The sequence below is a fragment of the Massilia mucilaginosa genome (genome assembly GCF_011682145.1).
Taxonomy (GTDB): Bacteria; Pseudomonadota; Gammaproteobacteria; order Burkholderiales; family Burkholderiaceae_D; genus Telluria_A; species Telluria_A mucilaginosa.
Window position 1 is genome coordinate 166,747 of sequence record NZ_WHJH01000005.1, and the last position, 24,801, is coordinate 191,547.

Sequence of the window (24,801 nt, forward strand, 5' to 3'; positions counted from 1 at the left end):
CTGCACCGCTCAAACGGTACAGGGCGTTTTTTATGCTCGCACCATCACGATGCCTTTACCACCGCATAGCGCTCCAGCGTCTTCGCGCGCGCCTCGTCGTGCCTGACGATGGGTGCCGGATAATCCTTCCCCAGCACGATCTTCTTTTGCGCCAGCACCATCGGCGGCACGGTCCACGGCGCATGGATCTCCTTGTCCGACAAACCATCGAGCTGCGGCAAATAGCGCCGGATGAACTTGCCCTTGGCGTCGAACTTCTCCGACTGCGTGATCGGATTGAAAATCCTGAAATACGGCTGCGCATCGCATCCAGACGACGACGCCCACTGCCATCCGCCATTGTTCGACGACAGGTCGAAGTCGTTCAGGTGCAGCGCAAAATACGCCTCCCCGCGACGCCAGTCGATCCCCAGGTCCTTGATCAGAAAGCAGGCCGTGACCATGCGCAGCCGGTTGTGCATGTAGCCGGTCTGGTTCAACTGCGCCATGGCCGCATCGACCAGAGGGTAACCGGTACGTCCTTCGCACCAGGCGGCGAACAGCTCGTCGGCATCAAGTCCTGTCTCGAACGCGATCGCGTCGTAGGCCGGCTTGAACGCGCGCCCGACGACATGCGGATGGTTATACAAGATCATGGCGTAGAAATCGCGCCAGATCAGTTCCGCCAGCCACACCGGCGCGCCTTCGCCGCCGGCGCCGCGCGCGATCAGTTGCGTCACCGTGCGCACCAGGTGGCGCAGCGACAGGGTGCCGAAGCGCAGATGCACCGACAGATACGACGGCCCCTTGAGCGCCGGGTAGTTGCGCGCCTCGCCATAGTCGGCGATGCGGCCGATGAAGTCCTCGAACAGCTGCGCCGCGCCGCTCATGCCGGTGGGGATCGACAATGCCGACAGATTGGTCGGCTCGAAGCCGATCTCGCGCAGGGACGGCAGGCGCTGCTCGCCGGCAGGGGGCGCAAGGCGCGCCGCGTGCGGCTCCACCGCATACGCCACCACGCAATCCGGTTCGGCCGCCATGCGTTTGAGCCAGGCGTTCTTGTACGGCGTGAAGACCGAGAAGTTCTGGCCCGCCAGCGTGAGCACTTCGCTCTTTTCGAAAATGACCTGGTCCTTGTAGCTGGCCAGTCGCCGGCCGTCGGCTTCCAGGCGCGCGGCCACTTGCGCGTCGCGCGCGATCGCCTGCGGCTCGTAGTCGCCGTTCACAAACACCGCGTCCACGCCCAATTCGGCGGCGAGTGTTGGAATTGCCTCCACCGCGTCGGCATGGCGCACGATCAGGCAACCGCCCAACTGACGCAATTCCGCATCGAGTTCGGCCAGGCAGGCGTGAATGAATTCGACGCGGCGGTCGGCACGCGGTAAACTGTCGAGGATTGTGTTATCGTAAATGAACGCGCAATGGACGCTATTCGACGACGTTAGCGCATGATGCAGCGCGGCGTGATCGAAGGCGCGCAAGTCGCGGCGAAACCAGACGAGCGATTTACTCATAATATTGATGGTGTTCGGTATCAAGGAAGGTGGCGGGATTATCGGCTACCATCGCTTTAGCTGCGCGCGCGATGGCGCTTCCCATGGTGGCGGCCGCAATTCAGTGTAAACTATCGAAAAATCCATCGTTGGCAAGCCCGGATACTAGCAGCAAAGCGGAACATCAGAGAGCGAGCAGAGAGAGTGACGAATATGAAGAAAAGCAAAATCGACAAAACTCTGCCCGTGCCCGGCATGTCGCAGGACGACGCGCTTCGTCCCGACGAAGGCAACGTCGCGGCATCGGCGTTCACATTGAATTTGGCAAATCATTTCCTGATAGCGATGCCGTCGATGCAGGACCCGATTTTCGGCGGCACCGTGGTCTACATTTGCGAGCACAACGATAAAGGCGTGCTCGGGGTGGTCATCAACAAGCCGACCGACATGACCATGGAAGTGCTGTTCGAACGGATCGACCTGAAACTGGCCGACGGCTTGCGCACCGCCGTGGTCAATGAGCCGATCATGTTCGGCGGCCCGGTCCAGGACGACCGCGGCTTCGTGCTGCACACCCCCGGCGCGCGCTATTCGTCGTCGCTTACCGTGACCGAGGACGTCGCTTTCACCACCTCGATCGACGTGCTCGAAGCGGTGGCCAACGGCGACGGCCCGCAACGGCTGCTGGTCTCGATCGGCTACGCCGGCTGGAGCCCGGGCCAGCTGGAAGATGAAATCGGCCGCAATGGCTGGCTGACGGTGGGCGCCGACGCGCGCGTGCTGTTCGACCTGCCGATCGAAGAGCGCTACAACGCCGCCATCAAACTGCTTGGCATCGACCCGATGATGCTCGCCTCCGAGGCCGGCCATGCTTGACCGCTACAGCAGGAACCGCGCGCGTGGCTGAAGCGGTGATTGAACTCGTACTCGGCTTCGATTTCGGCATCAAGCGTATTGGCATCGCCATGGGGAACACCCTGACCGGCCAGGCGCAGCCGCTCGCGGTGGTCAACGCCATCGACAACGCGGCCCGCTTCAAGCAGATCGGCGACCTGATCGCCGCCTGGGCGCCGGCCCGCCTGGTGGTGGGCGAACCGCGCCACCCGGACGGCACCGAACACGGGATGACCTTGCGCTGCCGCCGCTTCGCCAACCAGCTGCACGGGCGCTTCAACCTGCCGGTCACCCTGGTCGACGAACGCTATTCGTCGGCCGTGATCAACGCCAAACGCGGCCAGATCATCGACGACCAGGCCGCCTCCATCATTTTGCAACAATACTTTGACGACCATGCCAACAACAACTAATCAGCTCGACGCAATCAAGCAGTTCGACGCCGAGGCGCTGTATCAAACGCTGCTCGGCCAGGTGAAGGGCGGCTTGCACGGGGTGCCGGACGCGGCCATCATCGGCATCCATTCGGGCGGCGCCTGGCTGGCCGAACGCCTCGCGGCGGACCTGGGCCTGAAAGACCGCCTGGGCTTCATCGACGTCTCGTTCTACCGCGACGACTTTGCCAGGAAGGGCCTGCACCCGGACGTCAAGCCGACCCACATTTTGTTCAACGTCGACCGCGCCAACATCGTGCTGGTCGACGATGTGCTCTACACCGGGCGCACCACGCGCGCGGCGATCAACGTGCTGTTCGATTATGGCCGTCCGGCGCGCATCATGCTGGCGGCGCTGGCCGACCGCGGCGGGCGCGAGCTGCCGGTGGCGGCCGATTTTGTCGCCACCAGTGTCGCGCTGGAAGCCAATCAGTCGCTTGCGCTGGCGCGTGCCGGCGACGGGCAATTTTCGCTCACCATAGAAGAAGACCATGCTTAATCCGCAACTGAATAAAAATGGCGAACTGCAGCACCTGTTAAGCATTGAAGGGCTGCCGAAATCGATCGTCAATCATATCCTCGACACGGCGTCGAGCTTCGTCGGCATCTCCGACCGTGAAGTCAAGAAGGTGCCGCTCATGCGCGGCAAGAGCGTGTTCAACCTGTTCTTCGAGAACTCCACGCGCACCCGCACCACCTTCGAGATCGCGTCCAAGCGCCTCTCGGCCGACGTCATCAATCTCAATATCCAGGCATCGTCCGCCAGCAAGGGCGAGTCGCTGCTCGACACCATCGACAACCTGTCGGCCATGCACGCCGATATGTTCGTGGTGCGCCACGCGCAGTCGGGCGCGCCCTACCTGATCGCCAAGCACCTGATCGACACGAAGCAGTCGCACGTCCACGTGGTCAACGCGGGCGACGGCCGCCACGCGCACCCGACCCAGGGTCTGCTCGACATGTACACGATCCGCCACTACAAGAAAGACTTCACCAACCTGCGCGTGGCCATCGTGGGCGACATTTTGCACAGCCGCGTGGCGCGTTCCGACATCCATGCCCTGACCACCCTGGGCGTGCCGGAAGTGCGCGCCATCGGCCCGCACACCTTGCTGCCGGGCGGGCTGGAACAGATGGGCGTGCGGGTGTTTACCAACATGGACGAGGGCCTCAAGGACGTCGACGTCATCATCATGCTGCGCCTGCAGAACGAGCGCATGAGCGGCGCCCTGCTGCCGTCGGCGCAGGAGTATTTCAAGAGCTATGGCCTCACACCGGAGCGCCTGGCGCTGGCCAAGCCCGATGCGATCGTCATGCATCCGGGCCCGATGAACCGGGGCGTGGAAATCGATTCGGCCGTAGCCGATGGCGCGCAGGCGGTGATTTTGCCGCAGGTGACGTTCGGGATCGCGGTACGCATGGCGGTAATGAGTATTCTGGCAGGAGCGCAAGGGTGAACGTGAACAACCATCTTCATATCAAGAACGGGCGCCTGATCGACCCGGCCAACGGCATCGACGCAGTCACCGATCTGTATATCATCGACGGCAAGGTCGCCGCCACCGGCAGCGCGCCGGCCGGCTTCAATGCCGGCAACTGCATCGACGCCACCGGCCTGGTGGTCGCTCCCGGCCTGGTCGACCTGTCGGCCCGTTTGCGCGAGCCGGGCTACGAATACAAGGCCACCCTCAAGTCCGAGATGCAGGCGGCGATGCAGGGCGGCGTGACCAGCCTGATTTGTCCGCCCGATACCGATCCGGTGCTGGACGAACCGGGCCTGGTCGAAATGCTCAAGCACCGCGCCAGCAAACTTCAGCAGGCAAATGTGCATCCGCTCGGCGCGCTGACCATGGGCCTGAAGGGCAAGTCGCTGACCGAGATGATGGAGCTGACCGAAGCGGGCTGCATCGGCTTTTCGCAGGCCGAAGAAGTCATCGAAGACACCACCGTGCTGCTGCGCGCCATGCAGTACGCCAAAACCTTCGGCTTTACCGTGTGGGTGCGTCCGCAGGATGCGCACATCGGGCGCGGCGGGATCGCCCACAGCGGGCCGCTGGCCTCGCGCCTGGGCCTGGCCGGCGTGCCGGTGATGTCCGAAACCATCGCGCTGCACACCGTGTTCGAACTGGTGCGCGCCACCGGCGCGCGCGTGCACCTGTGCCGCATGTCGTCCGCCGCCGGCCTGGAGCTGGTCAAGGCGGCCAAGAAGGAAGGCTTGCCGGTCACCTGCGACGTGGCGGTGCACCATGTGCACATGACCGACGCCGACATCGGCTTTTTCGATTCGAACGCGCGCGTGACGCCGCCGTTCCGCAGCCAGCGCGACCGCGATGCGATCCGCGCCGCCCTGTACGACGGCACCATCGACGCCATCTGCTCGGACCACACCCCGGTCGACGACGACGAGAAGCTGCTGCCGTTCGGCGAAGCCTCGCCCGGCGCCACCGGGCTGGAACTGCTGCTGTCGCTGGCGATCAAGTGGGCCGACGATTACGCCGGCATGCAGCACGGCGCCGCGGCATCAAGCACGCCGCTCGCGCGCGCGATCGCCAAGATCACCATCGACGCGGCCCGCATCGCCGGCCTGAAAGTGGGCCAGCTGGCGCCCGGCGCCCCTGCCGATGTGGTGGTGTTCGATCCGGCCGCGCGCTGGACGGTGGAAGCGTCGGCGCTGGCCAGCCAGGGCAAGCACACGCCGTTCCTCGGCTACGAACTGGCCGGACAGGTCAAGGCGACCATCGTGGGCGGACGCATCGCGTTCCAGCGCTAGGCTAGTCCAGCCGATCGCGCAGTTATAGTGGCATGCGGCGCGACGCCGCATGCACATCGGGTAGTTCGCGCTCCCGGCTTTCCCGTTCCTCTGGAGTCATTTGAAGATCAAGCTCTGTTTCCGGCTGTGCCGCGTGTTTTTTCACCTGTTGACCGGCTTGTCCGCGTGCGCATTCGTGTTCCCGTGGGCCAGCCATACGCTGCGCGACCGCATCGTCCAGGGCTGGTCGCGCCGGCTGGTGGGCATCTGCGGCGTGACTGTGGCGCCGTCGACCGGGGTGCCGGCGCTGGCGCACGCGATGGTGGTGGCCAATCATGTGTCGTGGCTCGATATTTTTGTGATCAATGCGCTGTATCCGTGCCGCTTCGTGGCCAAGTCCGAGATCCGCGAGTGGCCGGTGCTCGGCTGGCTGGCCGACAAGGCCGGCACGGTATTCCTCGCGCGCGGCAACCGGCGCGACCTGCGCCAGATTTTCAAGGGCCTGGTGCACAAGCTGGAGCAGGGCGAGCGCGTCGCCTTCTTCCCGGAAGGGACCACCGCCTCGCAGGGCAGCCTGCTGCCGTTCCATGCCAACCTGTTCGAAGCGGCGGTCGATGCCGGCGTGATGGTGCAGCCGTACGCGGTGAGCTATGTGGACGCCAGCGGCGCGCTGCATCCCTCGATTGAATTCATCGGCGAGATGAGCTTTGCCGAGAGCATGGTGGCGATCCTGTCGGGTCCCGCCGTGAGCGCGCGCGTGGTCTGCATGGCGCCGATCGACGCCGCCGGCGCGCACCGGCGCGACGTTTGCGCCGCCGCCCACGCCGCGGTGGGCGCGGCGCTCGGACACAAGGCCGATTAGCCTTTCTGTTTGCCCGGTTCCTTGTACTCGGGGCAGTCGACCTGCAGCAGGCTGCGGTCGTTCAGGCACAGCGCGGTCAGTTTGCCGCCCCACACGCAGCCACTGTCCAGACCGACCACGTCATCGCGCAGCAGCAGGCCGAGGGCCGACCAGTGGCCGAACACCACGGTGGTGCCGAGGCTCCTGCGGCCCGGCAAGTCGAACCAGGGCAGCAGCGACGATCCGGGCGGCGCGCCGGCGCTTTCCTTTTCCTTGAAATCCATCGTGCCGTCGGGCGCGCACAGGCGCATGCGCGTGAGCGCGTTGACGATGCAGCGCAGGCGCGCAATGCCGCTCAGGCCATCGTCCCAGCGCGCCGGCTCGTTGCCGTACATGCCGCGCAAAAAGTCTATCCAGCCCGGCCCGCGCAGCACCGCTTCGACTTCCCCCGCCAGCGCCATGGTTTGCGCCGCATCCCACTGCGGGGCCACGCCGGCGTGCACCAGCAGGTGGCCTTCGGCCATCATCGCCAGCGGGCGGTGACGCAGCCAGTAGATCAGTTCATCGCGGTCGGGCGCGCCGAGGATGGCGTCGAGCGTATCGGACTTCGCCATTTTTTGCGCGCCCACGGCCACCGCCAGCAGATGCAGGTCGTGGTTGCCGAGCAGCGCCTCGCCAGCGCCCGCGCGCGCCAGCGCCGCCACCCGGCGCAGGGCGTCGAGCGACGCCGGGCCGCGGTTGATCAAATCGCCGACGAACAGCACGCGCGCGGGGCCGCCGGCATCTTCTTCGATGCGATTGAGCAGGACGGCGGTTTCGTGGGCGCATCCTTGCAGATCGCCGATGACATAAGTTCTTAACAATTCAATTCCAGTACTGGCAGGTTTCACATAAAATCGGGGTTCGGCATTCCGGGCCCGGCGGATACTAAATGATTTTTGCAAGCGGTGGTGCCGGTTTGGGCTGGAACATGGTTTGCCGCGGTGCACATGTTGATGAATTGACCCTGGCCAAAATGTGGTTCGATGACGCCGCCGTATTTGCGTATCATATGCCGGTGCGCACTGCTCCGGCGCATAAGAGTTAATGCTTACAGGCAGTATTTGCTGCAATCTTCGATGATAGGATTTTCTGATGAAAGTCACGCCCACCGCCATTCCCGAAGTACTGATCCTGGAGCCTCGCGTGTTCGGCGACGACCGGGGCTTTTTCTTCGAAAGTTTTAACGAGCGCAAATTCGAGCAACTGACCGGTGTGTCCGCCCATTTCGTCCAGGATAACCACTCCAAGTCCGCCAAAAATGTGTTGCGCGGCCTGCATTACCAGATCAGCCAGCCACAAGGCAAACTGGTGCGGGTGACGGCGGGATCGGTGTATGACGTGGTGGTCGATTTGCGCAAATCGTCGGCCTTTTTCGGACGCTGGATCGGATTGGATTTATCCGCTGAAAACCAGCGTCAGCTATGGGTGCCGCCCGGTTTTGCGCACGGTTTCATGGTCACCAGCGATAGCGCCGAAGTCCAGTATAAAACCACCGATTACTGGGCGCCCGAGCTGGAACGGGTGATTTTATGGAACGATCCCGACATCGGCATCGAATGGCCCTTGCCCGGTTTGCCTATGCTCTCCGGCAAAGACAGCAAGGGGGCGCTGCTGGCGCAGTCCGACGTATTCCCATGAAAATTCTACTGACCGGCGCCAACGGCCAGCTTGGCCATGAACTGGCGCGCAGCCTGCGCCCGCTGGGCGAGCTGGTCGCGCCCGCGCGCGCCGACTGCGACCTGGCCGACCTCGACCAGCTGCGCGCCGTGCTGCGCAGCGTGCGGCCCGGCCTGATTGTCAATGCGGCCGCTTACACGGCCGTGGACCGGGCCGAGGACGAGCCCGCGCTGGCACTGCGCATCAACGCCGACGCGCCCGCCCTGATGGCGCGGGAGGCAGGCGAGCTGGGCGCGGCGCTGCTGCATTACTCCACCGACTATGTATTCGACGGCGCCGCGGCGGGGGCCTATGCCGAGACCGATACCCCGGCGCCACTGAGCGTCTACGGCCAGAGCAAGCTGGCCGGCGAACAGGCCATTGCCGCCGCCGGCATCCGGCATCTGATCCTGCGCACCAGCTGGGTGTATGGCCTGCGCGGCAATAACTTTTTGCTGACCATGTTGCGCCTGGCGCGTGAGCGCCCGCAGTTGCGCATCGTTGCGGACCAGCATGGCGCGCCCACCTGGAGCCGCACCCTGGCCGATACCAGCGCGCACCTGCTGGGCCTGGCGCTGGCGGGCGGCGCCCCATGGTGGGAGCGCCACGGCGGCCTGTACCACCTGACCAGCCAGGGCCGCACCAGCTGGGCCGGCTTTGCCGAGACGATTTTCAGCGCAACCGGCCTGGGCTGCGAGGTGGTTCCGATCACTGCGGCGGAATATGGCGCCAAAGCACCCCGGCCGGCCAATTCCAGTCTCGATTGCAGCAAGCTGATGGCGCTGTGCGGCCCCTTGCCCGACTGGCAAACGGCGCTGGCCGACTGCCTTTCTTCAGCGGACGCAAGCACGGGTCTTGTCCAGGACTGAGCAAAAGTGCCGCAACAGGCGCCGAAAGCGCTCTTTTTTGCATAAAACCTGGGTATCGTCAGTCGCTGGCCCCCATCCTGGCGTATTTGGGGGGCAGGTAATCCGGTACAATCATGGATTACCTTCATACCAGATCATGGCGACCGCAACACTCACCGCATGCGTTGGTCCGCCGGGTAGGGCACGAGCCTGCCCGCGTTTTTGCATATATAAATAATAATGTTTTCATTTCTCGTGAGTTTCGTCGCTTCCGCCTTGCTGACCCTGCTTGTAATCAAGCAGGCCAGGCTGCATGGCCCCGCGCTCGATGCCGATTTCTTCGGCGTTCAAAAAGTCCATTCGCATACCGTGGCGCGCATTGGCGGGCTGCCGATTTTCATGGCGGTCGTGATCAGCGCGCTCATTTCGATCTGGCGCGTGCCGCCCATGGCCGGCTGGCTGATGTCGCTGATGCTGTGCGCGGGCGTGGCGTTCGTGGGCGGGATCGTGGAAGACTATACCGGCAACGTCAGCGCGCTGCGGCGCCTGATATTGACGATGGCGGCCGCCTTGCTCGGCTACTTTTTGCTCGGCGCCAAACTCGACCGCATTGATTTTCCGTTCAGCTCGTGGCGCATCATGTATATCTGGGTGGCCGTTCCGCTGACCGTGCTGGCGGTGGCCGGTATCGCCAACGCGATTAATATCATCGACGGTTTTAATGGTCTGGCCAGCGTGGTGACCATTTGTATGCTTATCTCGCTCGGTTATGTGGCGTGGCAGGTGGGCGATGTGTTCGTGCTGGTGGCGGCGCTGATGGTGGCGGGCGCCACGGCCGGCTTCCTGATCTGGAATTACCCGGTCGGCCTGATATTCCTGGGCGATGGCGGAGCGTATTTTATCGGCTTCATGCTGGGCGAACTGGCGCTGCTGCTGGTAATGCGCAACCCCGACGTGTCGACCTGGTATGCGGCTTTGCTGCTGATATATCCGGCCTTCGAAACGATTTTCTCGGCCTATCGCCGCATGTTCTTGCGCGGCAAATCCCCCGCAATGCCGGATGGAATACACCTGCACAGCCTGATTTTCCGGCGCATCGTGCAATGGGCGGTCGGCCGCAAAGAAGCGCGCGCCCTGATGCGCCGAAATTCGCTAACATCGCCATACCTGTGGATGTTTTCCCTGATGGCGGTAATCCCGGCCACGGTGTTCTGGAAAGATACCGGGGTATTGATTTTCTTCTGCTTATTGTTCGTCGTCAGTTATGTGTGGCTGTATGCGCGTATTGTTCGATTTAAGTCACCCCGGTGGCTCATTCTTCGCAAGAAGGACTAGCATTAATGCGCGGATGTAGTATATTGCGACAATTGGTGAGATTTCACTTAATCTGTTTCAACCCACTTTGAAGGAACGATGATGGATCTGTCAAATATGTCGGTCGGTGATCTGCGCAACCTGCAGGATCAAATCAAGCAAGAAATGAAGAAGCGCGAGCACCAGGAAGTCGCCAAAGCCCGCGAACAGATCCTGGCAATTGCACAGAGCGTTGGTGTGCCACTAAAGGATCTGATTGGTACCGGTATCCGTGCCAAGACTGGCAGCGTGGCCGTGCGTTATCGCCATCCGGACAATGCAGCCCAACAATGGACCGGCCGTGGCCGTCAGCCGAAATGGGTCAAGGAATGGGTCGAAGGCGGCAAGGATATCGACAAGCTGCGCGTGTAATTCTTTTTCGTGCAGTTCATGTAGCGGCAGGATCGGCGGGCAATTCCCAAAGGCCCCGCTTGCCGCTACAATATCAGGCATTCATTTAAGCGCTTTCCCCCATCACCATCCCGACGCACTGTTTGCAAGCCCGGTACCGCCTGTTCCGCATGGCGCACGCCAGCATCCTGCCGCGCCGCGACTTACCTGAGGTTTCTATTCCATGCTTCCACTTTCCAAGACCATCTTCAAAGCCTACGACATTCGCGGCGTCATCGGCAGCACGCTCGACGCCGGCATCGCGCACCAGATCGGCCGGGCCTTCGGGGCCGCCGCGCTGGCCAAGGGCGAGCGTACCGTCGTGATCGGCCGCGATGGCCGCCTGTCGGGCCCGGAACTGGCGGCAGCGCTGGCGCAAGGCTTGCAGGCCTCCGGCGTCGACGTGATCGACCTGGGCATCGTGGCCACACCGATGGTCTATTACGGCACCAATGTGCTGGGCGCGGCCTCGGGCATCATGGTCACGGGCAGCCACAATCCGCCCAACTACAACGGTTTCAAAATGGTGCTGGCCGGCGAAGCGATTCACGGCGAAACGATCCAGGCGCTGTACCAGAGCATCGCCGCGCATGACGGCAGCGTTGCCGCCACACCGGGCGCCTACAGCACGCACGACATCCGCGCCGCCTACCTCGAACGCATCATCGGCGACGTCAAGCTGGCGCGCCCGATGAAGATCGCGGTCGACTGCGGCAACGGCGTGGCCGGCGCCTTTGCCGGCGACCTGTATCGCGGCATGGGCTGCGAAGTGATCGAATTGTTCTGCGAAGTCGACGGCACCTTCCCGAACCACCATCCCGACCCGGCCCACCCTGAAAACCTGCAGGACCTGATCCGCTGCCTGCAAGAGACCGACGCCGAAATCGGCATCGCTTTCGACGGCGACGGCGACCGCCTGGGCGTGGTCACCAAGGATGGCCAGATCATTTATCCGGACCGCCAGATGATGCTGTTCGCGGCCGATGTCCTGTCGCGCAATCCGGGCGCCGAGATTTTGTACGACGTTAAATGCACGCGCCACCTGGCGCCGTGGATTGCCAAGCATGGCGGGCGTCCGCTGATGTGGAAGACCGGCCACTCGCTGGTCAAGGCCAAGCTGCGCGAAACCGGCTCCCCGCTGGGCGGCGAAATGAGCGGCCATATCTTCTTCAAGGACCGCTGGTACGGTTTCGACGACGGCCTGTACTCCGGCGCGCGCCTGCTCGAACTGCTGACCAGGGAAAGCGATCCCTCGGCCATGATGAACGCGCTGCCGCAGTCCGACAGCACGCCCGAGCTGCATCTGCACCTGGCCGAAGGCGAAAACGTGGCACTGATCGAGCGCCTGCGCAATGAAGCCACCTTCCCGGGCTCCGAGCGCATCATCGACATCGACGGCCTGCGTGTCGAGTATCCGGACGGCTTTGGCCTGGCGCGTTCGTCCAACACCACGCCGGTGGTGGTGATGCGCTTCGAAGCCGAAACGCCGGAGGCGCTGCGCCGCATCCAGGGCGAGTTCCGGCGCGTGATCGTGGCCGCGCGCCCCGACGCCGAACTGCCGTTCTGAGCGCGAGCCCCGCTTGGCGCGCCTGAACATCCTGCTGGTGCGCGTGTCGTCCCTGGGCGACGTGCTGCACAACCTGCCGATGGTGGCCGACATCCTGCGCCACCATCCCGACGCCAACATCGACTGGGTGGTGGAGGAGGGCTATGTCAGCCTGGTGCGCCTGAATCCGCGCGTGCGCCGCATCATTCCGTTCGCCTTGCGGCGCTGGCGCAAGAGCCTGGGCAAGAAGGAAACCCGCGCCGAGATCCGCGGCTTTTTCAAGGCCGTGCGCGAACAAGAATACGACTATGTGTTCGATACCCAGGGCCTGCTCAAGACCGGCATCATCATGGGGGCCGCGCGCGTTACAAAGGGCGGGCGCAAGGTGGGCCTGGCCAACGGCAGCGAAGGCTCCGGCTACGAAGGCATCTCGCGCATCTTCCACAACCAGAGCATCCCTACCGATCCACGCACGCATGCGGTGGCGCGCGGGCGCCTGGTGGCCGGCGCGGCGCTCGGCTACGCGCTCGATACCCAGCCCGACTTCGGCCTGCCGGGACCCGAGCACGCCAACCGCCCGGCATGGATGCCGGCCGAAGAGTACGCGGTGTTCTTCCACGGGACCGCGCGCAACGCCAAGAAATGGGCGCCGGAGAACTGGATCGCCACCGGGCGCGCGCTCGCGCCCATGCCGGTGCTGCTGGCCTGGGGTTCGCCGCTCGAGAAAGCCGAAGCCGACACGCTCGCCGCCAGCCTGCCGAATGCCACCGTGCTGCCCAAATTGTCGATGGATGAAGCGGTCGGCCTGGCGCGCAACGCGGCGCTGGTGATCGGCGTCGACACCGGCCTGACCCACATCGCCGCCGCCTTCATGCGCCCGGTGATCGAAATTTATTGTGACTCGCCCAAGTGGAAGACCGAAGGCAACTGGTCGGACAGGATCGTCAACCTGGGCGACAAGGGCGCGCCGCCGGCGGTGGCCGAGGTCTTGGGCGCCGTCAAGCAGTTGCGGGGCATGGCCTGATGCGCACCTTCTACAGCATGATGTGGTACCTGGCCTTGCCGCTGGTGCTGCTGCGCCTGTGGTGGCGCGGCATGAAGGAACCGGGCTACCGCCAGCACTGGCGCGAGCGGCTCGGCTTCTACCGCGAGCGCGTGCCGGGCTGGCACACGATCTGGGTGCACGCGGTGTCGGTCGGCGAAACGCGCGCCGCCGAACCGCTGATCGACGCGCTGGTCGAGGCCTATCCCGACAGCCGCATCCTGCTCACCCACATGACGCCCACCGGGCGCGCCACCGGCCGCGCGCTGTTCGCCAAGCATGGCGAGCGCCTGATCCAGGCCTATCTTCCCTACGACACCGTGGCGATGGTGAACCGCTTCATCCGCCAGTTCACGCCGCGCATCTGCATCCTGATGGAGACCGAAGTCTGGCCCAACCTGATCGCGGCATGCGGCGAGCGCATACCGGTCGCGCTGGTCAACGCGCGCCTGTCGGAACGCTCGCTCAGGCGCGGCCAGCGCTTCGGCAAACTCATGACCGACGCCGGCCGCGGCATCGCCCTGGTGGCCGCCCAGACCGAGGCTGACGCGGCGCGCCTGCGTTCTTTCGGTGCGCCCAAGGTGGATGTCACCGGCAGCATCAAGTTCGACGTGGTGGTGCCCGAGGCGGCCCTGGAAACCGGCGCCTGGCTGCGCGCGCGCGTCAAGGCGCGCCCGGTGCTGCTGTGCGCCAGCACGCGCGATGGCGAGGAGGCGCTGATCCTGGACGCCTTCCAGCGCATGGCGTGGACCCATGGCGCGCCGCTGTTGATGATCGTGCCGCGCCACCCGCAGCGTTTCGACGACGTGGAAGCGCTGGTCAAGCAACGCGGCCTGTCGCTGCAGCGCCGCTCGGGCCTCGCGCAGCAGGGCGTCGATGCGGATATCCTGCTGGGCGATTCGATGGGCGAAATGTTCGCCTACTACGCCGCCTGCGACGTGGCGTTTGTCGGCGGCAGCCTGCTGCCGCTGGGCGGCCAGAATCTGATCGAGCCATGCGCGCTGGGCAAACCGGTGCTGGTCGGTCCGCACACCTTCAATTTTGCGCTCGCCACCGAGGACGCCATCGCCGACGGCGGCGCGCTGCGGGTGCCGGATGCCGCCGCACTGCTGAGCGAAGCGGCGCGCCTGCTGGGCGACCCCGAGGCCCGCACCGCCATGGGCGCGCAGGCCGCCGCGTACGCGCAGCGCCATCGCGGCGCGACCGCGCGCACAGTTGGTTTATTGCGACGACTGATTTATTAGGCTTTGGTAACATGTGTCCACAATAAATAATAACTGGGGAAGCACATGTGGTTCAGTCATCCAAAGCAGGTGGGCAGCCGCAAGCCCGTCGCCGTGCTGGTTCAACGCCAGCGGCTCGATCCGGTCAACGCGATATCTGTCGATGCGTCGCTGATGCCGCTGCCGACGCTCGGACCGGGGCTGGTGCCAGCCAGCGCGCCCGAGACGGTGCAGTTTTCGGTGCGCTATGCGCTGCCGGAATACGTCAGTTTCATGTGGCAGCACGCCGGCTATATCATCCGCCGCCGCCGCATCGGCACTCTCGCTACGTTCTGGATGCAGACCAAAAGTACATCGTCAGCCGCGCTGCATTTCGTCGCGCAGGGACGCTCCCGCCATACCTATGAATTCACGATCGACACGCACGGCATCGTGCGCGCCAGCCGCAGCGGCGTGACCCTGGTGCCGTGGGGCGATGTATGTTCGATCCGGCGCTATTCGCGCGGCTTCATGATGGTGCTCAAACGCGGCACCTTGCCGATTCCGTTCCGCTGCCTGAGCCACGCGCAGGGCGAGAGCATGGCGCGCTTCGGCGAATCGGTGCGGGCGCCGGCGCGGCTTTGATGCCGCTCCAACCCGGCCGGCACGGGGTCAGGCGCTGAACACCACCGGCATCTCCTGCGAGCGCTGGCGCAGCGCCAGCCGGGCGCCGTCGTAGTCGGGATATACCGATTCCACCTTGGCCCAGAAGCGCGCGCTGTGGTTCATTTCCAGCAGGTGCGCCAGTTCATGCGCCACCACATAGTCGACCAGCGGCAGCGCGTAATGGACCAGGCGCCAGTTCAGGCGGATGCGCCCATCGACCGTGCATGAACCCCAGCGCGTACCGGCCGACGAGAGCGTGAGCGACGCATGGCGCACCCCCAGTTTTTCCGCATACAGGTCGAGCCGCTCGGCGAACAGGCGCTTGGCTTCGGCCTGGAACCAGATTTTCACCCGCTCCTGCAACTGCCATTCGGCCAGCCCGGCCACCACGCCCACGGTCAGCACGCGCGCCCCGGCATCGAACTCGCAGCGGCTGCGCGGCGCCTCGACCAGGCGCAGGGTGATGTTCGCGCCAAGGTAAGGCAGCTGGGCGCCGTCGACCCAGACTACGGGCGCGCGCTCCTGGCGCGTGGCGCGCCGTTCGCCGCGTTCGCGCAGCTTGGTGAGGATCCAGCGCTGCTTGGCGCGGATGGCGTTGTCGATGTCGGCCAGGGTGATGCGCCTGGGCGCCGTGACGCGCAGGCCCTGGTCGTCGATCATGAAGCCGATCGAACGCCGGGTCGAGCGGCGCAGTTCGAATTCGAGGCTATGGGGACCGAGCTGAATGCGCCGCAGCGGCGGCGCGTCCGGTGCGCGCACCGGCGTGGGGAAAACGACTTTGGGTGGCGCCGGCGGCGCCTTGAACAGCGGCTGCGGCGCGATGGACTGCTTCGCGGCCGGTTCGATCGCCGCAAAAAAATCCTGGGCAAACAGTTCGAGCTGGTCGCCGTCGAGTTTGGGCGAGGACTCGGTTTTTTGCGGCGCCGATGACTGGATCAGGGCGCCGACTCCGCTCAGCCAGCGCTGTAGACGTGGGGCGAAATGACGCGCATTTCTGATTCTATCCAATTTTCTACCTCTTGCATCAAGCTGTCGGGAGTGTGACCATCGGGAGAAATCGGTTTGCCGACCGAGACCGTGATCACACCGGGGCGTTTCAGAAAAGAGTTCTTGGGCCAGCATTCACCTGAATTATGCGCGATCGGCACCACCACCGCATTGGTTTCAATCGCCAGGCGCGTACCGCCGCTTTTGTATTTACCTTTTTGTCCCACCGGGATGCGGGTCCCTTCGGGGAACATGATAATCCATTGGCCGGTGGCCAGGCGGCGTTTGCCATGCGCGACAACGTGCTTGAAGGCGTTCTTGCCCTGTTTGCGGTCGATCGGAATCATGCGCAGCAGCGCCATGGCCCAGCCGAAGAAGGGGATATACAAAATCTCCTTCTTGAAGACGAACACCAGGGGGCGGGTCAGGTTCGGCAGCAGGAAAATCGTCTCCCACGCCGACTGGTGTTTCGACAGCACGATGGCCGGCGCGTCGGGCAGGTTTTCATAGCCCTTGAATTCGTAGCGGATGCCGCAAATGACTTTGGCGCACCAGATCACGAAGACGTTCCAGCGCGAGGTGACCCAGAAGCGCTGGTTGTACGGCAGCGGCGCGGCCAGGAAGCACACGCAGGCCCATACAATGGTGGCCACCACCATGATCACGGTAAACAGCAGGGAACGCAGGAACAGAATGGTATGACGCAAAGAAGTCTCCGGGGATGCGTGAGGGGGTGGTGTCAGCTTGCGCTGGCGGGGGCGGCGGCTGCGGCATTGACCTTGAGCAGCGCGCTGACCATGGCCGCCAGGTCGGGGAAGACCTGGGTGCCGGGCGGCAGGCCGCCGGTTTCGCGGGTCTTTTCGCCCTTGCCGGTCAGGACCAGGTAGGGCGTGCAGCCGCTGATGAAGCCCGCCTGCAGATCGCGCAGCGAGTCGCCCACGGTCGGTACGCCTTTCAGGCTGACCTTGAAACGCTTGGAGATCTCGTCGAACATGCCCGATTTGGGCTTGCGGCAGTCGCAGTTGTCGATGGCCGCGTGCGGGCAGAAGAAGATGGCGTCGATGGCCGCGCCGACCTGCTGCGCGCTGGCGTGCATCTTCTGGTGGATGGCATTGAGAATCGCCATGTCGAACAGTTCGCGCGCAATGCCAGACTGGTTCGACGCGATGACCACCCGATAACCCGCCTGGTTCAGGCGGGCGATCGCTTCGAGCGAGCCGGGGATCGGAATCCATTCGGCCGGCGACTTGATGAAGGCCGGCGAATCGTGGTTGATGACGCCGTCTCGGTCGAGGATGATCATCTTCATGCCGGTCTCTCCTAGGCCGCCAGCTTCGAAATGTCGGCGACGCGGTTCATCATGCCGTGCAGGACCGACAGCAGCGCCAGGCGGTTGTTGCGCAGCGCCAGGTCTTCGTCCATCACCATCACGTCGTCGAAGAACTTGGCGACGTCGTCGCGCAGCTGGGCCAGTGTCTTGAGCGTGCCGGCGAAATCGCGCGCCGCAAAGGCCGCGTCGATTTCAGGGCGCACGCGCGTAATGGCCGCGAACAGGGTGCGTTCGGCGTCTTCCTTGAGCAGCGCTTCGGAAGGCGCTTCCGACACGGCGCCGTTTTTCTTGAGGATGTTGGTGATGCGCTTGTTCGCTTCGGCCAGGGTGACGCTTTCCGGCAGGGCGGCAAAGGCTTGCACCGCTTCCAGGCGTTCGACGATGTCGTGCAGGCGGTCCACGTGCGAGGTGAGCACCGCTTCGACTTCGTTGGCCGAGAAGCCGCGTTCGCGCAGCACGCCGCGCAGGCGGTCGAACATGAAGGCGCGCACGTCGAGCACCGGATCGGTGAAGCCGGCGATGCCCTCGAAGCGCGCGTTGGCAAAACCGAGCAACTGGATGATCGACACGTCCATGCGCTTTTCGACCAGCATGCGCAGCACGCCCAGCGCGTGGCGGCGCAGCGCGAACGGATCTTTTTCGCCGGTTGGCTGCAGGCCGATGCCCCAGATGCCGACCAGTGTTTCGAGCTTGTCCGCCAGGGCCACGGCGGTGCCGGTGTCGGTCGATGGCAGGGTGTCGCCGGCAAAGCGCGGCTGATAGTGCTCGGTCGCGGTCAGCGCCACTTCTTCCGGCTCGCCGTCGTGGCGTGCGTAGTAGGTGCCCATGATGCCTTGCAGCTCGGGGAACTCGCCCACCATGTCGGTCAGCAGGTCGGCCTTGGACAGTTGCGCGCCGCGCGCGGCCAGTTGTTCGTTGTAGCCCATGGTGTGGGCGATGTCGGTGGCGATGGCCACCACGCGCTGCGAGCGCGCGGCCTGGGTGCCCAGCTTGTTGTGGTAGACCACATTGGCCAGCAGCGGCAGGCGCGATTCCAGCGTCTTCTTCTTGTCCTGCTCGAAGAAGAACTTGGCGTCGGACAGGCGCGGACGCACCACGCGCTCGTTGCCGCCGATGATGTGCCGCGGGTCGTCGGTTGCGATGTTCGACACGATCAGGAAGCGCGAACGCAGCTTGCCGCCGGCATCGGTCAGCGCAAAGTACTTCTGGTTGGTCTGCATGGTGAGGATCAGGCATTCCTGCGGCACGGCCAGGAATTCTTCCTCGAAGCGGCATTCGTACACCACCGGCCACTCGACCAGCGCCGAGACTTCATCGAGCAGCGACTCGGGCATCAGCACCTGGTCGGCGCCCGCCGCTTGCAGCAGGGCGCTGCGGATTTTTTCCTTGCGCGCCTCGATGTTGGCGATCACCTTGCCGCCCTCTTCGAGCGTGGCCGCGTACTGGTCCGCATGCGCAATCGTCAGGGCCGCGCCATCGGTCAGGAAGCGGTGACCGAGCGTTTGATTGCCGGCGGCCAGGCCCAGCAGGGTCAACGGCACGACGGCGTCGCCATGCAGCGCAACGAGCTTGTGGGCGGGACGAACGAACTGCACGGTGCTGCCATCCGGACGCTGGTAGCTCATGAGCTTTGGAATCGGCAGGCGGGCGCAAGATTCTTCGAGCGCGGCCTGCAGGCCGGTTTGCAGCGCGCTGCCAGCCACGCTACGGGTGTAGAACAGGCTTTCGGCCTTGCCGTCGACGGCGCGTTCCAGAGTACTGATATCGAGGTCCGGCACGCCCAGGGCGGCCAGCTTCTTGGCCAGCGGCGCGGTACCCTTGCCGTCGGCGTCCAGCGCGACGCTGACCGGCAGGACTTTTTCGCGCACCGATTTATCGGGCGAGACGGCGCGCACGCCGCTGATCGAGACGGCCAGGCGGCGCGGCGAGGCGTAGGCGGTGGCGACGCTGTCGTCGGACAGGAAGTCGCGCGATTTCAAGCCATTGTTGATGCCGGCGGCGAAAGCGGCGCCCAGTTTGGCCAGCGCTTTCGGCGGCAGTTCTTCGGTCAGCAGTTCGACGAGGAGAGTTTGAGTCATCATTCTGTTTTTATCTTTCAGGCGGCGAGCGGCGCTTTGGGAGCCATCGGGAATCCCAGCTTTTCGCGCGAGTCGTAATAGGCTTGTGCGACCAGGCGCGACAGCGTGCGCACGCGCCCGATGTAGGCGGCGCGTTCGGTGACCGAAATGGCGCCACGGGCGTCGAGCATGTTGAAGCTGTGCGAGGCCTTCATGATCTGCTCGTAGGCCGGCAGGGTCAGTTCGAGTTCGATCAGGCGCTTGGCTTCCGATTCGTGGTTGGCGAACTGGGTGAACAGCAGGTCGGTGTTGGCGTGCTCGAAGTTATAGGTCGATTGCTCGACCTCGTTCTGATGGAACACGTCGCCGTAGCTGAGCGACTTTTTGACACCGTTCTCTTCCCACTCGGTCCAGACCAGGTCGTAGACGTTTTCGACGCCCTGCAGGTACATGGCCAGGCGTTCGATGCCGTAGGTGATTTCGCCGAGTACCGGTTTGCAGTCGAGGCCGCCAACTTGCTGGAAATAGGTGAATTGCGTCACTTCCATGCCGTTCAGCCACACTTCCCAGCCGAGGCCCCAGGCGCCCAATGTCGGGCTTTCCCAGTCGTCTTCGACGAAGCGCACATCGTTCTTTTGCAGGTCGAGGCCGAGCGCCTTGAGCGAGCCCAGGTACAGGTCGAGGATGTTTTCCGGCGCCGGTTTCAAGACCACCTGATACTGATAGTAGTGCTGCATGCGGTTCGGGTTTTCGCCGTAACGGCCATCTTTCGGGCGGCGCGACGGCTGCACGTAGGCGGCACGCCAGGGTTCCGGTCCGATTGCGCGCAGGAAGGTGCCTGTGTGAAAGGTGCCCGCGCCGACTTCCATATCGTATGGCTGGAGCAAGGCGCAGCCCTGCTTGTCCCAGTAGGTTTGCAAGGTCAGGATAATTTGTTGAAATGTGAGCATCTTGGTGGCTGTCGCGCGGCTGACGGCGCGAACGAATGAGTTTGCTAAAACGACCAATTTTAGCGGGTTTTAGCGGGACGCTGGGGGGCAAGTGATTGACAACGTCATGTTTGCTGCGTTTTTGCAAAGTTACGGCCCGAGAAGCAGGCAACGCCGAACGCCAGCGCCGACAGTAGCAGGAACAAATAATTGCCCATGCGGATGAATGGCGTCATGCCGCCCATCCCCTGCACCTGGGCCGCCAGGATGCCGTGGGTGTACATCGGCAAGGAATTGACGATCTTGCCGCGGCCATCGATCACGACCGTCGCGCCGGTGTTGGTGGCGCGCAGCATCGGACGCCCGGTTTCGAGCGAACGCATCTGGGACATCTGCACATGCTGGGGAATCGCCACCGATTCGCCGAACCAGGCCAGGTTCGACACGTTCAGCAGCATGGTGGCGGGGCGCGGCATGTTGCGCAGCTGCATGGCGATTTCTTCGCCGAACACGTCTTCGTAGCAGACATTCGGCAGCACCAGCTGGTCCTTGACGGCAAACGCCGGCTGGACTTCGGCGCCACGGCTCATGTCGCCCAGCGGAATGCGCATCATGTCGACGAACCAGCGAAAGCCGGCCGGGACGAACTCGCCGAACGGCACCAGGTGATGCTTGTCGTAGCGGTAGGCCTGGCCGGACGGGCTGAAACCGATCACGCTGTTGGCATAGCTGCCGGGGCCGTCGGACATGGGAATACCGGACAGAACATGGCTGCCGCTGGCGGCGGCGTATTTCTGGATCGAAGGCAGGTAATCGGGCGGCAGGTACTGGGGCAGGCTGGCGATGGCGGTTTCCGGCAGGGCGATCAGGTCGGCCGGCTGGGCGGTGATCATGCCGCGATACATCTCCAGCGCACGCAGTACGTGATCCGGATCAAACTTCTTCTGTTGCTCGACGTTGCCCTGGAGCAGGCGCACGCTGATCGGCATGCCTTGCGGCGTGGTCCAGGCCACGAAAGTGAGCCCGTAGCCGAGGCCGAGGATGGCGCCCAGCAATCCGAGGCCGGGCCAGCGCGCGCGCTGGGTCAGCATGACGATGCAACTGGCGCACACGGCGGCGATCACGCCGATGCCGTACACGCCGACGATGGGAGCAAAGCCGCCGAGCGGGCTGGCGTTATGGGCGTAGCCGGTGGCAACCCAGGGGAAGCCGGTCAAAATCCAGCCGCGCATCCAGTCCGACAAGCCCCACATGAAGGGCACTATCAGGAGCAAAAAACTGCTGACCGGCAACGACCAGCGCTTGCGCAGCCAGGTCGAGAAACCGCTGGCAAACGCCCCGAACAAGCCCATGTAGGCGCCCAGCAGGCACACTGCCGCCACCGCCATCGGCCCCGGAATGTTGCCGAAGCGATTCATGGTGATGTACAGCCAGTGCATGCCGGCAACCGACCAGCCGAAGCCGAAGGCCCAGCCGATCAAGCTGCTGCGGCGCACATTGGTGTCCATGCCGATCTGGTAGAACAGGAAGGCGAGCGCGAGGATTTGCAGCGGCCACCAGCTGATTGGCGCGAACGCCAGCACGCTGGATCCTCCCGCGAGGGCGGCGAACAGCATGGGCAGCAGCGTGGTGCGGGGTGCGCGCAGCGCCGGATCGAGCGGAACGGTCGTGCGGCGCAGCATCAATCGTGTTCGTCTTCGGGCAGCGGCAGTTTTTCCACCAGCAAGACGTGCACCTGGCGGGCGTCGGCGCGCAGTACTTCGAAGCGCATATTGGCGACATCGAAGGTGTCGCCCTTGTGCGGCATGCGGCCGAGGTGGCTCGCCACGAGGCCGCCGACGGTGTCGACATCGTCTTCGGGCAGGCTGGTGCCGAGTTCTTCGTTGAACTGGCTGATCTCGGTCAGCGCCTTGATGCGCCAGCGCGGGCCGAACTGGCCTTCCTTGATCGACAGAATGTTGTCTTCTTCTTCATCGAAATCGTATTCGTCCTCGATGTCGCCGACGATCTGCTCGAGCACGTCTTCAATCGTGATCAGGCCGGCAACGCCGCTGTATTCGTCGACGACGATGGCCATATGATTGTGATTGGCGCGGAAATCGCGCAGCAGCACATTCAGGCGTTTCGATTCGGGAATGAAGATGGCGGGACGCAGCATCTCGCGCACGTCGAAAGTTTCTTCGGCGTAATAGCGGAGCAAGTCCTTGGCCAGCAGGATGCCGATCACCTTGTCGCGTTCGCCTTCGATGGCAGGGAAGCGCGAGTGGGCTGTTTCCAGCACCTGCGGCATCCATTCCTCGATCGGCTTGCCGATGTCGATGACGTCCATCTGCGAGCGCGGGACCATGATGTCGCGCGCGGACAGGTCCGAGACCTGGAACACCCCTTCGATCATGGACAGCGCATCGGCGTCGATCAGGTTGCGTTCGTGGGCGTCGTGCAGGACTTCCAGCAGCTCGGCGCGGTTTTCGGGCTCGGGAGAGATCAGTGCGGTCAGGCGTTCAAACAGTGACCGGTGGGTCTTGGCGTCCGTGCGGACGTCATTAGGGTGCTCTGGCATAGTTGGCGTGAGCCGTTGTTGCGATAGGCGTAGGATACACCAAAAGCGCGGTTGCCTGTTTTTTGAGCGGAACCGGCCACCATGGCACAACGTATCCTCCGTCTCCCCCGCGCCAAGGCGGCCCTTCGCGGGGGAGACGTTTCAGGTCCGGCGTTCTTGACCTGCTGCCGGATGCGCTCCTCCACTCTGGATGCCTTCCAGCGTGGCCGCCGCCAGCGCGCGTTTGGCCGGCCCGTGCAGCACCTCCCCATCGGGCGCGAACCTGGACCCGTGGCACGGGCAGTCCCACGACTTCCCGCCCGCGTTCCAGTGCACCGCGCAGCCCAGGTGCGTGCACGCCGCCGATACCGCCTGCAGCCCGCCATCCTCGCCCCGGTACACCGCCAGCAAGCGCCCGCCGTCGCGCAGCAGGGCGCCTTCGCCGCTCGCGATCGCGCCGGTTGCGGCCCAAAAAGGCGAGACCGTCGGACGGCTCCATCACCTCGCCCGACCAGCGGTACGCCACCTCGCCGGCGATCGGGAAGCGCCGACGCGTCCACGCCTCGATCTCGTCGTAGCGCTGCCGCGGATGCGCATCCTGGCCGGTCTTGTGATCCTGGCCGCCGACGATCAGCAGTTCATGGTCGGCGCCAGTGCCGGCCGGGGCCAGGCGCACGTAGTGGTAAGGATCTCCCGTATCCCACATCAGCACGCGCGGCAGCGCATCCTTGGGCACGCGCAGCGCCACCACGTAGGTGCGGTAGCCGGCCTGCCTGGCATGCATCGCCACGCGCTCGTTGAAGGGCGTGTTGCTCGCCACCACCACGGCGGCCGCATCGACCTGGCCATGTTCGGTCGCGACCACCTGGCGTCCCTGTTCGGCGCGCAGGCCGAGCGCGCGGGTGCGGTCGTGGATGCGCCCGCCCAGGCGTTCGATGGCGCGTGCCAGCCCGTCGAGATATTTCAATGGATGGAACTGGCCCTGGCGCGAAAAACGCAGGCACGGGCCGGTGTCGAAGTGCAGGCCGGGCACGCGTTCGAAACGGCGCACGTTCAGGCCGAGGCGCGTGGTGATGGCGTATTCGCGTTCGAGGATGTCGTTCCAGGCGCCGTCGGGGTTGAACAGGTAGCCGTCGACGCGTTCGAATTCGCAGTCGATGCGTTCGGTGCGGATGATGGCCTCGACGCAGTCGGTGGCCTTGCGGTAGGTGTCGGCCACCAGCGCGGCCTTGTCGCTGCCGAAGCTGCGTTCGATCTCGAAAAAGCGTTCGTCGGGCGGGAAGAAATGCGCGCTGGTGCGGCCGCTTTCGCCGGCGCCGACGCCGAGCGCGTCGAGCACCACCACCGATTTGCCTTCGCGCAGGAGCATGTAGGCGGTGGTCAGGCCCGCGATGCCGGCGCCGATCATGCACACGTCGGCGCGCTCGGTCGACATCAAGGGGGAGTAAGTGGGAAGGCTTGCGGTGGCGAGCCATGCGGATGTGGTGCCGTGCTGCGCGGGTACTGCGCTTGCCTGGTTTGTTGCTGTCATTGGCAGGTTGCTCCTGTCTTGGTTTTCCTCTTGCTGAGAATGCCGAGTAGACCCGAAGGTGCCGCATGCCACAGTGCGATGGCATACAAATGGGGGTGAGCGGCGTCGCCTGTTCATGTAGGCCCGCAAGCCGCGTGCGCGTGCGAAAAGTACGACGACGATCTGGCCAGCCCTTGCCGGCTAGTCCTTCTTTTTGTCAAGGTGATGACCGAAGGCGTTCAACAGCAAGTACGGGACGAAGGACAGGGGGAACCAGAACCACTGAAGGCTACGGGCTGTCCAGGCCCAGCATC

25 protein-coding genes are annotated in these 24,801 nt (G+C 64.3%); 15 read left to right on the top strand and 10 right to left on the bottom strand.

The window, feature by feature from the left end; all coding sequences use genetic code 11:
• Positions 1-44: 44 nt before the first annotated feature.
• Complete coding sequence (locus F2P45_RS07115) at positions 45-1,493, bottom strand: cryptochrome/photolyase family protein (protein ID WP_166871991.1); 1,449 nt, start codon at positions 1,491-1,493, stop codon at positions 45-47.
• A 192-nt stretch (positions 1,494-1,685) separates the two neighbouring features.
• Here F2P45_RS07115 and F2P45_RS07120 point away from each other — a divergent pair, with 192 nt between their 5' ends.
• From F2P45_RS07120 to F2P45_RS07145, 6 genes are all read left to right on the top strand, one after another.
• Positions 1,686-2,348 carry a YqgE/AlgH family protein gene (locus tag F2P45_RS07120; protein WP_166871994.1) on the top strand — a complete coding sequence of 221 codons (663 nt, stop codon included), beginning with the start codon at positions 1,686-1,688 and terminating at the stop codon, positions 2,346-2,348.
• An 89-nt stretch (positions 2,349-2,437) separates the two neighbouring features.
• Positions 2,438-2,779 (top strand): Holliday junction resolvase RuvX, encoded by a 342-nt coding sequence (gene ruvX / locus F2P45_RS07125; protein ID WP_223164690.1) that lies wholly within the window; start codon positions 2,438-2,440, stop codon positions 2,777-2,779.
• Positions 2,763-3,299, top strand: coding sequence for a bifunctional pyr operon transcriptional regulator/uracil phosphoribosyltransferase PyrR (gene pyrR / locus F2P45_RS07130; protein ID WP_166871997.1), 537 nt, complete (start codon positions 2,763-2,765; stop codon positions 3,297-3,299). The genes ruvX and pyrR overlap by 17 nt, the downstream gene beginning before the upstream one ends.
• Positions 3,292-4,257 (top strand): aspartate carbamoyltransferase catalytic subunit, encoded by a 966-nt coding sequence (locus F2P45_RS07135; protein ID WP_099875215.1) that lies wholly within the window; start codon positions 3,292-3,294, stop codon positions 4,255-4,257. The genes pyrR and F2P45_RS07135 overlap by 8 nt, the downstream gene beginning before the upstream one ends.
• Positions 4,258-4,259: 2 nt before the next feature.
• Positions 4,260-5,570: a dihydroorotase gene (locus tag F2P45_RS07140; RefSeq protein WP_166872000.1), complete on the top strand. Its 1,311-nt coding sequence runs from the start codon at positions 4,260-4,262 to the stop codon at positions 5,568-5,570.
• A gap of 100 nt (positions 5,571-5,670) precedes the next feature.
• On the top strand, positions 5,671-6,411 hold the full coding sequence (locus tag F2P45_RS07145; protein ID WP_166872004.1) for a lysophospholipid acyltransferase family protein: 741 nt from the start codon (positions 5,671-5,673) through the stop codon (positions 6,409-6,411).
• On the opposite strand, the gene F2P45_RS07150 is transcribed toward F2P45_RS07145, so the two are convergent.
• On the bottom strand, positions 6,408-7,253 hold the full coding sequence (locus F2P45_RS07150; protein ID WP_229504950.1) for a symmetrical bis(5'-nucleosyl)-tetraphosphatase: 846 nt from the start codon (positions 7,251-7,253) through the stop codon (positions 6,408-6,410). The two genes, F2P45_RS07145 and F2P45_RS07150, sit on opposite strands and share 4 nt — an antisense overlap.
• A 68-nt stretch (positions 7,254-7,321) precedes the next feature.
• Here F2P45_RS07150 and F2P45_RS36040 point away from each other — a divergent pair, with 68 nt between their 5' ends.
• The 9 genes from F2P45_RS36040 to F2P45_RS07190 all read left to right on the top strand — a co-directional run bounded on the left by F2P45_RS36040 (position 7,322) and on the right by F2P45_RS07190 (position 15,114).
• Complete coding sequence (locus F2P45_RS36040; protein WP_229504951.1) at positions 7,322-7,477, top strand: hypothetical protein; 156 nt, start codon at positions 7,322-7,324, stop codon at positions 7,475-7,477.
• A 47-nt stretch (positions 7,478-7,524) separates the two neighbouring features.
• Positions 7,525-8,070 carry a dTDP-4-dehydrorhamnose 3,5-epimerase gene (gene rfbC, locus F2P45_RS07155; RefSeq protein ID WP_166872010.1) on the top strand — a complete coding sequence of 182 codons (546 nt, stop codon included), beginning with the start codon at positions 7,525-7,527 and terminating at the stop codon, positions 8,068-8,070.
• On the top strand, positions 8,067-8,957 hold the full coding sequence (gene rfbD, locus F2P45_RS07160) for a dTDP-4-dehydrorhamnose reductase (RefSeq protein WP_166872013.1): 891 nt from the start codon (positions 8,067-8,069) through the stop codon (positions 8,955-8,957). The genes rfbC and rfbD overlap by 4 nt, the downstream gene beginning before the upstream one ends.
• Before the next feature lie 219 nt (positions 8,958-9,176).
• On the top strand, positions 9,177-10,271 hold the full coding sequence (locus F2P45_RS07165) for a glycosyltransferase family 4 protein (RefSeq protein WP_166872016.1): 1,095 nt from the start codon (positions 9,177-9,179) through the stop codon (positions 10,269-10,271).
• An 81-nt stretch (positions 10,272-10,352) separates the two neighbouring features.
• A complete protein-coding gene (locus F2P45_RS07170; protein ID WP_054268487.1) occupies positions 10,353-10,661 on the top strand; it encodes an H-NS histone family protein in 309 nt (102 codons plus the stop codon).
• A 202-nt stretch (positions 10,662-10,863) separates the two neighbouring features.
• Positions 10,864-12,246, top strand: coding sequence for a phosphomannomutase/phosphoglucomutase (locus F2P45_RS07175; protein ID WP_166872019.1), 1,383 nt, complete (start codon positions 10,864-10,866; stop codon positions 12,244-12,246).
• A gap of 22 nt (positions 12,247-12,268) precedes the next feature.
• Positions 12,269-13,249, top strand: coding sequence for a lipopolysaccharide heptosyltransferase I (gene waaC, locus F2P45_RS07180; protein WP_166872372.1), 981 nt, complete (start codon positions 12,269-12,271; stop codon positions 13,247-13,249).
• Positions 13,249-14,511, top strand: coding sequence for a lipid IV(A) 3-deoxy-D-manno-octulosonic acid transferase (gene waaA, locus F2P45_RS07185; RefSeq protein ID WP_166872021.1), 1,263 nt, complete (start codon positions 13,249-13,251; stop codon positions 14,509-14,511). The genes waaC and waaA overlap by 1 nt, the downstream gene beginning before the upstream one ends.
• 45 nt (positions 14,512-14,556) lie before the next feature.
• Positions 14,557-15,114, top strand: coding sequence for a YcxB family protein (locus tag F2P45_RS07190; RefSeq protein ID WP_229504952.1), 558 nt, complete (start codon positions 14,557-14,559; stop codon positions 15,112-15,114).
• Positions 15,115-15,141: 27 nt separating this feature from the next.
• Here the strand turns inward: F2P45_RS07190 and F2P45_RS07195 are convergent, their stop codons facing one another.
• The 8 genes from F2P45_RS07195 to F2P45_RS07230 all read right to left on the bottom strand — a co-directional run bounded on the left by F2P45_RS07195 (position 15,142) and on the right by F2P45_RS07230 (position 24,508).
• On the bottom strand, positions 15,142-16,074 hold the full coding sequence (locus F2P45_RS07195) for a M48 family metallopeptidase (protein WP_166872378.1): 933 nt from the start codon (positions 16,072-16,074) through the stop codon (positions 15,142-15,144).
• Positions 16,075-16,088: 14 nt separating this feature from the next.
• On the bottom strand, positions 16,089-16,829 hold the full coding sequence (locus F2P45_RS07200) for a lysophospholipid acyltransferase family protein (RefSeq protein ID WP_166872024.1): 741 nt from the start codon (positions 16,827-16,829) through the stop codon (positions 16,089-16,091).
• A gap of 32 nt (positions 16,830-16,861) precedes the next feature.
• Positions 16,862-17,431 (bottom strand): D-glycero-beta-D-manno-heptose 1,7-bisphosphate 7-phosphatase, encoded by a 570-nt coding sequence (gene gmhB / locus F2P45_RS07205; protein WP_166872027.1) that lies wholly within the window; start codon positions 17,429-17,431, stop codon positions 16,862-16,864.
• An 11-nt stretch (positions 17,432-17,442) separates the two neighbouring features.
• On the bottom strand, positions 17,443-19,530 hold the full coding sequence (gene glyS / locus F2P45_RS07210; RefSeq protein ID WP_166872380.1) for a glycine--tRNA ligase subunit beta: 2,088 nt from the start codon (positions 19,528-19,530) through the stop codon (positions 17,443-17,445).
• A 17-nt stretch (positions 19,531-19,547) separates the two neighbouring features.
• Complete coding sequence (glyQ, locus tag F2P45_RS07215) at positions 19,548-20,459, bottom strand: glycine--tRNA ligase subunit alpha (RefSeq protein ID WP_166872030.1); 912 nt, start codon at positions 20,457-20,459, stop codon at positions 19,548-19,550.
• A gap of 104 nt (positions 20,460-20,563) precedes the next feature.
• Positions 20,564-22,120 (bottom strand): apolipoprotein N-acyltransferase, encoded by a 1,557-nt coding sequence (gene lnt / locus F2P45_RS07220; RefSeq protein WP_166872033.1) that lies wholly within the window; start codon positions 22,118-22,120, stop codon positions 20,564-20,566.
• Positions 22,120-22,998 (bottom strand): CorC family transporter, encoded by an 879-nt coding sequence (locus F2P45_RS07225; RefSeq protein ID WP_166872036.1) that lies wholly within the window; start codon positions 22,996-22,998, stop codon positions 22,120-22,122. Before F2P45_RS07225 ends, lnt begins: the two co-directional genes overlap by 1 nt.
• Positions 22,982-24,508 carry an NAD(P)/FAD-dependent oxidoreductase gene (locus F2P45_RS07230; protein WP_441295244.1) on the bottom strand — a complete coding sequence of 509 codons (1,527 nt, stop codon included), beginning with the start codon at positions 24,506-24,508 and terminating at the stop codon, positions 22,982-22,984. The genes F2P45_RS07225 and F2P45_RS07230 overlap by 17 nt, the downstream gene beginning before the upstream one ends.
• Positions 24,509-24,801: the final 293 nt, after the last annotated feature.